13 protein-coding genes are annotated in these 12406 nt (G+C 65.5%); 10 read left to right on the top strand and 3 right to left on the bottom strand.

Annotation, left to right across the window (positions count from 1 at the left end; translation table 11 throughout):
* Positions 1-153 precede the first annotated feature (153 nt).
* The 6 genes from CH286_RS00800 to glmM all read left to right on the top strand — a co-directional run bounded on the left by CH286_RS00800 (position 154) and on the right by glmM (position 3920).
* The gene (locus CH286_RS00800; protein ID WP_032376662.1) at positions 154-519 is read left to right on the top strand and encodes a WXG100 family type VII secretion target; all 366 of its coding nucleotides are present in this window, start codon (positions 154-156) and stop codon (positions 517-519) included.
* A gap of 66 nt (positions 520-585) precedes the next feature.
* A complete protein-coding gene (locus CH286_RS00795; RefSeq protein ID WP_032376663.1) occupies positions 586-867 on the top strand; it encodes a WXG100 family type VII secretion target in 282 nt (93 codons plus the stop codon).
* A gap of 114 nt (positions 868-981) precedes the next feature.
* Complete coding sequence (locus tag CH286_RS00790; protein ID WP_094608113.1) at positions 982-1323, top strand: TraR/DksA C4-type zinc finger protein; 342 nt, start codon at positions 982-984, stop codon at positions 1321-1323.
* 167 nt (positions 1324-1490) lie between these two features.
* A complete protein-coding gene (rplM, locus tag CH286_RS00785; protein ID WP_027496344.1) occupies positions 1491-1934 on the top strand; it encodes a 50S ribosomal protein L13 in 444 nt (147 codons plus the stop codon).
* Entirely contained in the window at positions 1931-2458 is a 528-nt protein-coding gene (gene rpsI, locus CH286_RS00780) for a 30S ribosomal protein S9 (RefSeq protein WP_032376665.1), read from the top strand. The genes rplM and rpsI overlap by 4 nt, the downstream gene beginning before the upstream one ends.
* 106 nt (positions 2459-2564) lie before the next feature.
* A complete protein-coding gene (glmM, locus tag CH286_RS00775; RefSeq protein ID WP_094608067.1) occupies positions 2565-3920 on the top strand; it encodes a phosphoglucosamine mutase in 1356 nt (451 codons plus the stop codon).
* Positions 3921-3924: 4 nt separating this feature from the next.
* Here the strand turns inward: glmM and CH286_RS00770 are convergent, their stop codons facing one another.
* A complete protein-coding gene (locus tag CH286_RS00770) occupies positions 3925-4965 on the bottom strand; it encodes an LLM class F420-dependent oxidoreductase (protein ID WP_032404679.1) in 1041 nt (346 codons plus the stop codon).
* A 152-nt stretch (positions 4966-5117) separates the two neighbouring features.
* On the opposite strand from CH286_RS00770, the gene CH286_RS00765 reads away from it, so the two are divergent.
* Together CH286_RS00765 and CH286_RS00760 are read left to right on the top strand one after the other, a co-directional pair.
* Positions 5118-5423 (top strand): type VII secretion target, encoded by a 306-nt coding sequence (locus tag CH286_RS00765; protein WP_094608066.1) that lies wholly within the window; start codon positions 5118-5120, stop codon positions 5421-5423.
* On the top strand, positions 5420-7336 hold the full coding sequence (locus CH286_RS00760) for a hypothetical protein (RefSeq protein WP_094608065.1): 1917 nt from the start codon (positions 5420-5422) through the stop codon (positions 7334-7336). Before CH286_RS00765 ends, CH286_RS00760 begins: the two co-directional genes overlap by 4 nt.
* A 288-nt stretch (positions 7337-7624) precedes the next feature.
* Here the strand turns inward: CH286_RS00760 and CH286_RS00750 are convergent, their stop codons facing one another.
* Entirely contained in the window at positions 7625-8485 is an 861-nt protein-coding gene (locus tag CH286_RS00750) for a dienelactone hydrolase family protein (protein ID WP_094608063.1), read from the bottom strand.
* 99 nt (positions 8486-8584) lie between these two features.
* Here CH286_RS00750 and glmS point away from each other — a divergent pair, with 99 nt between their 5' ends.
* A complete protein-coding gene (gene glmS / locus CH286_RS00745) occupies positions 8585-10447 on the top strand; it encodes a glutamine--fructose-6-phosphate transaminase (isomerizing) (protein WP_032404684.1) in 1863 nt (620 codons plus the stop codon).
* Positions 10448-10454: 7 nt separating this feature from the next.
* On the opposite strand, the gene CH286_RS00740 is transcribed toward glmS, so the two are convergent.
* A complete protein-coding gene (locus CH286_RS00740; protein WP_052057961.1) occupies positions 10455-10829 on the bottom strand; it encodes a plastocyanin/azurin family copper-binding protein in 375 nt (124 codons plus the stop codon).
* An 89-nt stretch (positions 10830-10918) separates the two neighbouring features.
* Between CH286_RS00740 and CH286_RS00735 the strand changes: the two genes are divergently transcribed.
* Positions 10919-12361 carry a bifunctional ADP-dependent NAD(P)H-hydrate dehydratase/NAD(P)H-hydrate epimerase gene (locus CH286_RS00735; protein WP_032404685.1) on the top strand — a complete coding sequence of 481 codons (1443 nt, stop codon included), beginning with the start codon at positions 10919-10921 and terminating at the stop codon, positions 12359-12361.
* Positions 12362-12406 lie beyond the last annotated feature (45 nt).

Genomic DNA, 12406 nt, shown 5'->3' with positions numbered 1-12406 from the left:
ACCACAGTTTTTCGAGTGCAGCCGGAACCGAATCGAGGGGTTGCTGCGTCCAAGGAGATGTAGGGGAGTGAGCAGGCCGGACAAGGCCTCTCGGTCGAACAGCACGTGTGCCGCGGGTGCACGTGATTCGAGTAACGAGTACTAGGAGTCGAAGTGGGATATCCAGGGGGACCGGAATCTACGGGTTCGTCGAACGGCGTCACAGTCACACCGCAGGAGCTCGTCGCTGCCGGAGCCACGATCGAGGGGCTGAGCGTCTCGATCAACGCTTCCAATTCAGCAGTCCGCTCCATCGTCGAACAGACCGCCGAGGCCTGGGTCGGCAAGGCAGGCAAGTCTTTTCAGGACGTCATGGCGCAGTGGGACACCAGCGCACAGAAGATGCGCAGCGCGCTGGAACAGATCTCAGCGGACATCAAGACCAACGGCCACGGCTACTCCGACGCCGACGACGACAACGTGTCGGCCGTCAACCAGGTGGCCGGGTCCCTGAACTCGGGCCTGTCCTCCTTCAAGTAACCCCTCGTATCCGGTGACCACGAGACAAACCACACGACCGAGCTCGACCAAGGAGACTGATTCGACATGAAATACGACTTCGCGCAGATCGCGGCGTTGACCGAGGCGATGAACAAGCAGGCGAACGTGACCAAGGACCTCCTCGGGGACGTGGACAGTACTGCGAAGCGGCTCTACGAATCGTGGGAGGGCGACGCGATGACGTCCTACTACGAGCTTCAGCGCCAGTGGAATTCCGCATCCGACGAGCTCAATCTCATTCTGTCGAGTCTCGTCGCGGCTGCCCGCACCGGTGGCGAGACCATGCACGGCGTCGAGATGGCCAACAAGGCGCGAATGGCTCGCTGATTTTCTCGGCTTGCGGGCGAGACATACTGCAAAATCTGCCCCGACCGAGAAAATTCGGTCGGGGCAGATGCCGTTTCTCGGCATCCGAGCCCACCTCGGGGGTCTACTGGTGTGGTGACGGATTTCGGAGCAGCACTCGGGGCCGAGCGGTCTCGTGCCGAGCATCGACTCGAGTCCTTGCGAGACGAACTGGCGTCGGTGATCGAAGGATCGCGGTGGACCACCGACGATGACGAACACGATCCGGAAGGGTCGACGATCGCGTTCGAGCGAGCGAAGATCGCGGCACTGATAGACGACACCGAGGCTGAGATGCGAGAGATCGACGCGGCGGATTCGCGGCTCGCCGCCGGGACGTACGGTATCTGCGAAAGGTGTGGGACCGAGATCCCGGCGATCAGGCTCGAGGCACTTCCGGCCGCCCGCCGGTGCGTGCAGTGCGTGCGCCTGCGCTGAGACGTTTTTGACCTGGGGGACCACTGCCGGTATCGTCTCCCGTTGGCGTGTATGGGCTCGCCGCGTGTTCTTGTGCGCATCGAGCTCTTGTCCTCGGGTCTCAACTGGCCGCCGAGGGCATCCACTCGTCTTGGCCAGCAGCGACATCATGAAGACAGGAATTTTCTGTGTCTACTTACGCCCCGAAGGCCGGGGACACCACCCGGACGTGGCATGTGATCGACGCCACGGACGTCGTGCTCGGACGCCTCGCCGTTCAGGCCGCGACTCTGCTCCGCGGTAAGCACAAGCCCACCTACGCACCCAACGTCGACGGTGGCGACTTCGTCGTCATCATCAACGCCGAGAAGGTTGCCATCAGCGGCAACAAGCTCGACGGCAAGTTCCACCACCACCACTCCGGCCACCCGGGCGGTCTGAAGTCGCGCTCCACCCGCCAGGTGCTCGAGAACAACCCCGATCGTCTCGTGGAGAAGGCCGTTGTCGGCATGATCCCCAAGAACAAGCTCGGTAATGCCATCGCGAGCAAGCTGAAGGTCTACGCGGGCCCCAACCACCCGCATGCCGCCCAGCAGCCCGTTCCGTTCGAGATCAAGCAGGTGTCCCAGTGACGGCGCCGGAGGGAAATGACGTGACGTCGCAGGAGAACATCGAAGAGATCGCCGCCGACGAGTTCGTGGCCGTCGAAGAGCCGGAGGTGACCGCGGACATCGAGGCCGCTGCTGCCGCCCCGGCCCCGATCGTGTTCGATCGTCCGATCCAGACCGTCGGTCGCCGTAAGGAAGCCGTCGCTCGTGTGCGGATGTCGTCCGGCACCGGTGGATTCAAACTCAACGGCCGCACCCTGGAGGATTACTTCCCCAACAAGGTGCACCAGCAGCTGATCAAGGCTCCTCTCGTGCTCGTCGATCGCGCGGAGTCCTTCGACATCGTTGCCCTGCTGCACGGCGGCGGCCCGTCGGGACAGGCAGGCGCACTGCGTCTGGCCATCTCGCGTGCGCTGATCGAGCTCACCCCCGATGATCGCCCGCCGCTCAAGGCAGCCGGCTTCCTCACCCGTGACGCCCGTGCAGTGGAGCGCAAGAAGTACGGCCTGAAGAAGGCCCGTAAGGCGTCGCAGTACTCCAAGCGCTGACGCGTCTTACCCGTTCCATCCTCGAGGGCAGGCTCCATCAGTATCGGATGCCTGCCCTCGAGGCATTTCTCACGACACACTCTCCGCTCGAAGGAGTTCTTGGTTCATGGCGCGATTGTTCGGTACCGACGGGGTTCGCGGACTGGCAGGCGGGCTTCTGACCGCAGAGCTGGCGTTGCAGATCGCGAGAGCAGCGGCCTCCGTATTGGCACCGAACGTCGACGGCGGCAGACGCGTGGCACTCGTGGGTCGTGACCCGCGCGTCAGTGGAGCGATGCTGGGTGCCGCCGTGTCGGCCGGACTGACCGCCTTGGGTGTCGACGTGATCGACGTCGGAGTGCTTCCCACACCGGCGCTTGCCTACCTGACCGCCGAATACGGCGCGGCGCTCGGTGTGATGATCTCGGCATCCCACAATGCGATGCCCGACAACGGAATCAAGATCTTTGCTGCGGGCGGACACAAGCTCGACGACGACGTGGAAGACCGCATCGAAGCCGCCCTCGATCCCGACGCGCGCTCCGAGAACAACGGACCTTTGTTCGACGCGACCGGTGCTGCGATCGGTCGAATCGATGTCGCCCAGGACCCGGCCACCCGGTACATCGAGCACCTCGCTGCGTCGGTCTCGCATCGACTCGACGGTGTCCGTGTCGTTGTCGACTGCTCGCACGGTGCCGCCTCGGTCGTCGGGCCCGAGATCTACCGACGGGCCGGCGCAACGGTGGTGGCGATCAACGCGGAACCCGACGGTATCAACATCAACGACGGGTGCGGATCGACGCACCTCGAGGGGTTGCAGAAGGCCGTCGTGGAGCACGGTGCCGACCTCGGTATCGCCCACGACGGAGATGCCGACCGCTGCCTGGCCGTGGACGCATCGGGCTCCGTGGTGGACGGTGACGCGATCATGGCCGTTCTGGCCATTGCCATGCGTGACGCGAATCAGTTGACCGACAACACGTTGGTTGCCACGGTCATGAGTAATCTCGGTCTGCACATTGCGATGCGTGAAGCCGGAATCTCGTTGCGCACCACGGCAGTCGGAGATCGCTACGTGCTCGAGGAACTGCGCCGTGGCGGATTCGCGCTGGGCGGCGAGCAGAGCGGTCACGTGGTGCTTCCCGCCGTCGGCACGACGGGCGACGGCATCGCGACTGCGCTGCGACTGATGGAACGGATGGCGCAGACCGGCAGCAGTCTCGCAGACCTGGCGTCGGTGATGCGTACCCTGCCGCAGGTGCTCATCAACGTGCGAGTGACGGACAAAGCGGCCGTGGCGTCGGCACCGTCGGTATCGGACGCGGTGGCCGTAGCCGAGCGCGAACTCGGCGAATCGGGCCGAGTTCTGTTGCGCCCCAGCGGTACCGAGCAGCTGGTGCGAGTGATGGTCGAGGCATCCGAGCTCGACGTCGCGACCCGGCTCGCCGAAGAGCTGGCGGGCCGGGTCGCGTCGGTCTGACGTCTCAGGCGGTGAGTTCGCGCAGCGCTGTCAACTGCGCGACGCGTCCGGCGGTGTTCTCGGCCAGCGGCGCGACGTTGAGAGTGGTGACACCTGCTTCGGCGAAGGCAGCGACCCGCTCCTTGACGTAGCTTTCCGGTCCGATGAGGTTCACTGCGCGAGCAAGCTCGTCGGGGACCGCAGCGGCCGCTTCTTCCTTCTTGCCGGCGAGATACAGATCCTGGATCTTCTCGGCCTCGGCCTCGTATCCGTAGCGCTGGGCCAGGGAGTTGTAGAAGTTCTTGCCCTTGGCACCCATGCCGCCGATGTAGAGCGCGAGATGTGGCTTGACCCAGGGCAGGTACTTTTCTGCGTCCTCGCCGATGGCCAGGGTGGGACTTGCGAACACCTGTAGTTCGCCGAGCGACGGGTCACGCTTGGCCTTGCCCGCAGCGAGCGAATCTCCCCAGACGTCGGCTGCCTTCTCGGGGAAGTAGAAGATGGGTTGCCAACCCTCGGCGATCTCGGCGGTGAGCTCGACGTTCTTGGGTCCCAGAGCGGCAATGACGACTGGAATGCGATCGCGGACAGGGTGATTGATGAGCTTGAGGGGTTTGCCCAGGCCGGTGCCCTGGTCGGCAGGCAGTGGAATCTGGTAGTGCTTGCCCTGATACTGGACCTTCTCGCGCCGCCAGACCTGGCGGCAGATCTCGATGACCTCGCGGGTTCGTGCGATCGGTGCGTCGTACTTGACGCCGTGGAAGCCTTCGACGACCTGCGGCCCGGATGCGCCGAGTCCGAGTACGAAGCGGCCCTCCGATACGTAGTCGAGACCGGCGGCGGTCATGGCGGTCAGTGACGGTGTCCTGGTGTAGATCTGGAAGATGCCGGACGCGATCTTGATCGTGCTCGTCTTGGCGGCGAGGAATCCGAGTTGACTGACGGCGTCGAACGAGTAGGCCTCGGGCACGAAGATGATGTCGAGACCTGCCTTCTCGAGCTCGGCGACCTCGGCAACCGTCTCGTTGAAACCACCGCTGTAGTTCAGCATCGTTCCGATGTGCATGGGACTCCTCGTTCGGTGAGCAGCTCGGGCAGCTACTTCAGGTACCTGTTACTGACATTTCACATCGGGACGTTACCGCTCGCTGGGGAACCGATGTGCGTCGGCGCACGTCATAGTGAGAAAGGGGCACATCGAGGGCGAGACGGGGACGTATGAGTGAGGGATTCTGGGTGGACGTGGTCCGCGTTCGCGGAGTTGCAGAAGCCTTGGCGGTATCGGCAGACGCACTCGGCAGTGCGGCGGATTCGGTGGCCGACGCGGGCTTCGGGGCGGCTGGTGCCGGACAGAACTACGGCGACCTCGGCGCTGCGTACACCCAAGCTCACCACGGCCTCGGCCAGGCCGTCGACTCGTGGAGATCCTCGGTCGAGGACGTCGCCAACGCCATCGTCACTGCCATGAACGACTACGAAGGCCAGGACGAGACGACGGCAGACGCGATCGAGTCGCCTCGATGACGTCACCTCCCGTCTCTCCGGAGCAGCACTCGTCGATAGACGAGATTCTCGATGCGAATGCGATAGGGCTGCTGCACTTCGAGCGCTTCCTGCCACTCGTCGCCCGGGTATCGAGCAGCGAAGAGTTTCCGAAGTACGAGCAAATATGTGCGCGGTACGACGAACAACGTGGCTTGAATCTCGGCGCGCTCGGCAACGATGCCGACGCGGTCGAAGCTATGTCTGCGGCACTCGGCGATCAGCTCGAGGAACACGTTCGATTGCGCCGGGTTCTCCAGATGCGATGGCACGGCGAGGCAGGCGACGCCGTGCAGATCTATCTCTCGGCCGAACAGCAGACAGCGACCGAGTTCCTGAAATCGATCGAGGACTCACACCAGACGATGTCCGCCGCCGTCGAAGTTCTTCGCGACGCAGTCACCGACAAGGCCGAACTGTTCGGAGGACTCGACATCGATGCGGTGGACGGTCGAACTGTCGACGAGATCGACGCGATCCTGCTTGCTTCGGGAATCGAATGCGTTCCGTTCGATCGAGAGTCGGTGTTTCCTCGGTTGGCGGCGGCATTCGAGGAACTGGCCGAGCGAGCTCGAAGTGCGGACGTATCGGACGAGTTCGCGGCCGAGGTGGGTGAACGCAGTAGGGAGTGGATCCACGAGGAGTTCGTCCCGAGGATGAAGACCACCTGTGATGCTGTGCTCGACGCATGCACATCGACGGACACCGCCGTTCGAGACAGTCTGGCGTTGCTGGTCGATGTTCTGGGCGACGTGCACGACCCGCCGTTCGGCGATCTCGACGAGCGGAGTTGGGCAATTGCACCCGGCGCAACGTCTGCCGAACCGTGGCAGGCAGCCGACGACTCGTCGGCAACGCCCCCGGCGACTGCATCTGCTCCTACGACACCGGCAGCCAGTGCGGCACAGTCGATCGCGGGTCCGGCGGTCGCAGCACCGGCAGTCGCGGCTCCGAACACCGGTCCATCCGTGGTAGCGGGAGGTACCGACTCGTCCGGTCCACGAACATCCGAAGAAGGGTCCGCTGCTCGAGCCGGCGAATCCTTGGACGGACTCGTGGATCGGGTGGTCGCCGAGATCGTGGATCGCGTCGACGAAGCGTTGAGCACTGCGATCCCAGATGACCGCAGCGCAGATGACGGTAGTGCTGATGACCGCAGTTCCGATGACCGTAGATCCAGCGACGTCACGGGTCCGTCCACTGCAGAACCGGACGGCGGATCAGCGGTGCAGGACGATCCTGCCGGCCCGCGAACGGAGTCGGTGCCATCGTCTCTGCCGGAGCAGTCGTTGCCGATCGACTCGCGCTCGCCCGCGTCCACCGACGAGCGCGGCCATCTCGAGGCCGAGCTCGATGGGCATCGCGCTCGCATCGCACTCTCAGAGGACGGTGCTGTGACGCTCCGACTCGAAACCCCGGGACTGGGGGTTCGCTCGTTCGAGTTGAGAATCGGCCCGTTCGGCCTGCCCGAGATCGTCGAGATACCCGGTGCTGCGGACAACGTGGATGCGAACCAGCCATCGATACCGGCAGCCACGCCGCCGTCGGAACCTGTGCCGACCTCCGAACCTGTGCCGACGACCGACTCCGGTCCTGCCGACACGACACCGACCGAGTCCGGTCCTGCCGACACGACACCGACCGAGTCCGGTCCTGTCGAGCCGGCACCCGCCGATTCGGTGCCGAGCCAGGGGTCCGATCCCATGTCGACGGATGCGCAGGCGCAGTGCCTTCCGGAATCGCCCACGGACGAGACCGTCCAGCAGGATGCAGACGAGGCCGGGAATGATCCGTCAGCCGCGCAGCATCCGGTGTCGGCAGATCTCCCGCGTCCTCCGGCCGAATCACACGATTCGAGCACCGGTGCCGGCTTGAGTGAAGCGGGAACACTGTGAGCGCCGCCGGCGGGTGGCGGCGTGAGCTGCATCGAATACGCGACGAGCACCGTGACGCGATGGCGCGCGCGGCCGAGGCGCTCAGGCGGGCTCAGACCCCCACCGCAGTCTCAGGCCGACACGACTCGCACACCGTTTCCCCCGTGGATCCGGAAACGGAGCCGACTCGTGGCTCGGTGCTGCAGCCGGCTCACCTGGACCGGCGAAAGTCCGTACCCCATGTCGAGACCGAACCCGAAGACCGGCCGCGATCCTGGCTGGTCTGACATCGGGCGACGTCGAGCAGAATCAACCTCGGCCGAGCAGAGCCTTGATCGACGCGGACGCCTTCGGCTTGGGCTGGGCGTCGAGTGGCGCGTGCGGATCGACCGCTCTGGTTCCGTCGATCTCACCCGCCGATCCGGCCAGCTCCTCGTAGTCGGAGTCGCCCGTGAGGTGGAACAGCAGAAATGCGGTCAGCACGGACCGGGTGCGCTGCTGGGTCTTGCGGTCGGAGCTGTTGATTCCCAGTGAGCGGAGCATTCGCCGGCCTTCGACGAATCCGTCTGCCGTCGAGCCGTCGATTCGGCGGAGGACGGATGGTCCGTACCAGGCCTGGGCGAGAGCCAATGAATTGTCGTTGAGCGAATCGGCGTTCGAGCTGTCGCCGACGACCAGTCCGGGCACTTCGAGGCCTGCGGCGGCGTCCTCGGACGACGGTGCCGTCGGTGCCGGGAAGAGTGCAGCGACTGCCTTGATGTCCGATCGCCGGGAGGCTGCGAGAACAGCGGTCCCGGCGCCCATCGCGTGGCCGGCTGTGGCGAGTTTCTCCGGATGCACGCTGATGTTGCCTGGACCCAGTCGCACACCGGTCATGATGTCGAGCACAGTGCCCAGGTCGGCGGCGAGTCCGCGGTGCGAGGGCACGAGGCCACGCTCGGTGTCGGGTGCCGCCACGACGATGCCCCAGGACGCCAAGTGCTTCAGTGTGTCGGTGTAGTGGCTGGGTCGGAGCATCCAGCCGTGTGCGAAGGCCACGCCGGGCAGGCCGAAGCCCTCGGCCGGGGTGTAGACGACGCCGGGTTGTCCGGCGAGGGCAAGGTTGCCTCGCAGCACCTTGTGCGGGCCACGCTTGGAGAGAGCAGATGCCAGCTTCTTCGGTTTCGCCACGAGAGATGACGCTACCGAACGCGGGCCGGTGAGGGGGACGGGGACACGTCGACCCGAGCGAATGGGTCGTGCGTGCCGTGCCGAGTACCCTGAACCACCATGTGCGGAATCGTGGGTTATGTCGGCCACCGCCCAGCTCTGGGTGTGGTGGTCGAAGCGCTTCGGCGTATGGAATATCGGGGCTACGACTCTGCGGGTATCGCAATTCTCGACGGAGCGGGAGCGACGGCAGTCGAACGCAAAGCGGGTCGGCTGGCGAATCTCGAAGCCGAATTGGACGACATCGGTACCGATACGTTCGTCGGTACCACCGGTATGGGACACACCCGGTGGGCGACGCACGGCCGTCCCACCGACCGCAACGCCCACCCCCACCGGGATGCGTCTGGCACCGTCGCGGTGGTGCACAACGGCATCATCGAGAACTTCGGTCCGCTTCGGGCCGAGTTGGAGGCTGCCGGGGTCGAGTTCTTGTCCGATACCGACACCGAGGTCGCAGTGCACCTCGTTTCGCGGGCCTACGCAGACGGTCCGACCGCGGGCAACTTCGTGGCCAGCGCGAAAGCTGTCCTGCGTCGACTCGAGGGTGCGTTCACCCTGGTGTTCACTCATTCCGATCACGCCGACACGATCGTTGCGGCACGCCGGTCCACGCCGCTGGTGTTGGGCGTGGGCGACGGCGAGATGTTCCTCGGGTCCGATGTCGCGGCGTTCATCGAGCACACGCGCGACGCCGTCGAGCTCGGCCAGGATCAGGTTGTCGTCATCACTGCAGACGGATACGACATCAGTGATTTCGAGGGCAACGAGGCGCAGGGGCGCCCGTTCCGAATCGACTGGGATCTGGCGGCCGCCGAGAAGGGCGGTCACGACTACTTCATGCTCAAGGAGATCCAGGAGCAGCCTGCCGCCGTGGCGGACACGTTGCTCGGCCACTTCGACAACGGTCGGATCGTGCTCGACGAACAGCGGTTGTCCGATCAGGAGCTGCGCGACGTCGACAAGGTGTTCGTCGTGGCCTGCGGCAGCGCATACCACTCGGGTCTGCTCGCCAAGTACGCGATCGAGCACTGGACCAGGCTGCCGGTCGAGGTGGAACTGGCCAGCGAATTCCGCTACCGCGACCCGGTCCTGGACCGATCGACTCTGGTCGTGGCCATCTCGCAGTCGGGCGAGACCGCAGACACCCTCGAAGCCGTGCGGCACGCCAAGGATCAGAAGGCGCGTGTCCTCGCCGTCTGCAACACCAATGGGTCACAGATTCCTCGTGAGGCCGACGCCGTCCTCTACACCCGGGCAGGCCCGGAGATCGGCGTCGCGTCGACCAAGGCATTCCTCGCTCAGGTGACCGCGAACTACCTGGTCGGCCTCGCTCTGGCACAGGCGCGCGGCACCAAGTACCCCGACGAGGTCGCCCGCGAATTCGCCGAACTCGAAGCCATGCCCGAGTTGGTGCAGCGAGTTCTAGAGACGGTCGAGCCGGTCCGGGCGCTCGCCCGAGAGCTGTCGACCGCGACGACCATTCTCTTCCTCGGTCGACACGTCGGGTACCCGGTTGCGCTCGAAGGCGCGCTCAAGCTCAAGGAGCTCGCGTACATGCACGCGGAAGGCTTTGCGGCGGGCGAGCTCAAGCACGGACCGATCGCTCTGATCGAAGACGGTGTCCCGGTGATCATCGTGATGCCCTCGCCCAAGGGCCGCGCGGTGCTGCACTCGAAGATGTTGAGCAACATTCGGGAAATCCAGGCGCGTGGTGCGCGGACCGTCGTCATCGCCGAGGAAGGCGACGAGGCAGTGCGGCCGTTCGCCGACAACTTGATCGAGATACCGGCCGCTTCTACGCTGTTGCAGCCGTTGCTGTCGACCATCCCACTGCAGGTGTTCGCTGCCGAGGTCGCCCAGGCGCGGGGCTACGACGTGGACAAGCCGCGCAATCTGGCCAAGTCCGTCACCGTCGAGTAGAGCCCGATCATCTGACGACCACTGCACCCTTCATCTGCGGATGGAGGGTGCAGTAGTAGCGGTAGGTGCCGGGCTCGTCGAAAGTCTGCACGTAGTCGCCGTATCCGAGCATGGGGCTGTGCAGGAGGGTCGAGGCCGTTCCGAGACCGACCACGTTGTGTCCGACGCCGCGATCGGCGAAATGCCACGCCACACTCTGGCCGACGTCGATCGTGACAGACGTAGGAGAGTAGGCCATTCCGGCCACCTGCACGGTGACGTCGGCGATCGATTCGTCCACCGTCAGCGTCGACGGGTCTTCGGTGCAGCCGGTCGCCCCGACAACGATCGGGAGCAGAACCGTGAGCGTGAACGCTGCCGTTCCACCGCCGCGAGATGTCATCTTTCGAGGCTAACCGCCTACGTCACGGTGCCTGATCGGGCGCACGTAGGCTCGAGGTTCACGCCAGCGGGTAACGAGAGGACCTCGGCATGCGCGCCTACTACACACCCGAGCAGATACGGAATGCGGAAGCGCCGCTGCTGAATTCCTTGCCGAACGGCGTTCTCATGCGTCGTGCCGCCTATGGCTTGGCCACTGTGGTGGCAGCCGAGCTCGCGGCGCGCACGGGCGGCGTCACGGGTCGGCGCGTGACGATTCTGGTGGGCACGGGTGACAACGGTGGCGACGGTCTGTGGGCCGGGGCCTATCTGCGTCGACGGGGCGTCTCGGTGTCCGCGCTGCTTCTCGATCCGGCACGTGCGCATGCCGAAGGGCTGGAGGCCCTGCGCTCGTCGGGCGGACGGGTGGTGACGCAGTGCGGACCGGCCGACGTCGTGATCGACGCCATCGTGGGGATTTCCGGTAGAGGTCCTTTGCGGCCCGACGCGGCTGCGGTCGTTGCGCAGATCACCGCACCGATCGTGTCGGTGGACGTACCCAGTGGTGTGGACGCCGAGACCGGTGCTGCGCCGGGTCCGGCGGTGACGGCCGATGTGACGGTGACTTTCGGCGCGCGCAAGCCCGTCCATGTTCTCGCCGTACCTCGTTGTGGCCGAGTCGAACTGGTCGATATCGGGCTGACGCTTCCGGCTCCGGTGATGGCGTCGTTCGAGCCGGCCGACGTCGGGAATGTCTGGCCGATCCCTACCGCCTCGGACGACAAATATTCGCAGGGCGTGGTGGGAATCCTGGCCGGCAGCGCGACATTCCCGGGTGCCGCCCTGCTCTGTGTCGGTGCGGCCGTCGCGGCCACCTCCGGAATGGTCCGCTACGTGGGAAGCGCGGGTGCAGAGGTCGTTTCGCATCATCCGGAGGTGGTCGCCGCCCCGGATCTCGACGCGGCCGGCAGAGTTCAGGCGTGGGTGGTCGGTCCAGGCTTCGGCACCGACGAGCCCTCGGCGGAGACAGTGCGCCGGGTGCTGGAATCGGATCTGCCGGTCGTCGTCGATGCGGATGCGCTGACGATCCTCGCAGGCAACGCACAGTGGGTGACCGGGCGCACCGCACCGACCCTGCTGACCCCGCACGCCGGAGAATTCGCACGCCTGACGGGGTCGGACCCGGGCCCCGACCGCGTGGGAGCGGTGCGCGATCTTGCCGCACGTTGGGGTGTGACCGTGCTGCTCAAGGGACGCGCAACGATCATCGCCGATGCCGACGGCACTACCTTCGTCAGCGACGCCGGGGGATCGGCCGCATCGACCGCCGGATCCGGCGACGTTCTCTCCGGCATCCTCGGGGCCTTGCTCGCGTCGGGAATGTCGCCCTCCACCGCGGCCGCCTGCGGGGCAAAGGTTCACGCGCTGGCCGCAGCCCGCGCGGCACATGGATCAGGCGGGGAGTTCGCGGCACCGGTGTCGGCGAGCCCGCTGTGCGCATCCATCTCGGACGCCATCCGCACCGTGCGCTCGCTCACAGACGGATCGAGATAGTTCCAGGTCCCACTCGGGGCACCGGGTGTGTCACGAGTTGTGCCA

It is taken from the genome of Rhodococcus sp. WWJCD1, assembly GCF_002258735.1.
Lineage (GTDB): Bacteria > Actinomycetota > Actinomycetes > Mycobacteriales > Mycobacteriaceae > Rhodococcoides.
This window is presented reverse-complemented; position numbering and strand designations above follow the sequence as displayed.

Excerpts from the sequence above, each read along its gene's own strand:
- CH286_RS00795 (WP_032376663.1), top strand. The coding sequence starts at position 586 with ATGAAATACGACTTCGCGCAGATCGCGGCGTTGACCGAGGCGATGAAC.
- glmM (WP_094608067.1), top strand. The coding sequence starts at position 2,565 with ATGGCGCGATTGTTCGGTACCGACGGGGTTCGCGGACTGGCAGGCGGG.
- CH286_RS00770 (WP_032404679.1), bottom strand. The coding sequence starts at position 4,965 with ATGCACATCGGAACGATGCTGAACTACAGCGGTGGTTTCAACGAGACG.
- CH286_RS00765 (WP_094608066.1), top strand. The coding sequence starts at position 5,118 with ATGAGTGAGGGATTCTGGGTGGACGTGGTCCGCGTTCGCGGAGTTGCA.
- CH286_RS00760 (WP_094608065.1), top strand. The coding sequence starts at position 5,420 with ATGACGTCACCTCCCGTCTCTCCGGAGCAGCACTCGTCGATAGACGAG.
- glmS (WP_032404684.1), top strand. The coding sequence starts at position 8,585 with ATGTGCGGAATCGTGGGTTATGTCGGCCACCGCCCAGCTCTGGGTGTG.
- CH286_RS00740 (WP_052057961.1), bottom strand. The coding sequence starts at position 10,829 with ATGACATCTCGCGGCGGTGGAACGGCAGCGTTCACGCTCACGGTTCTG.
- CH286_RS00735 (WP_032404685.1), top strand. The coding sequence starts at position 10,919 with ATGCGCGCCTACTACACACCCGAGCAGATACGGAATGCGGAAGCGCCG.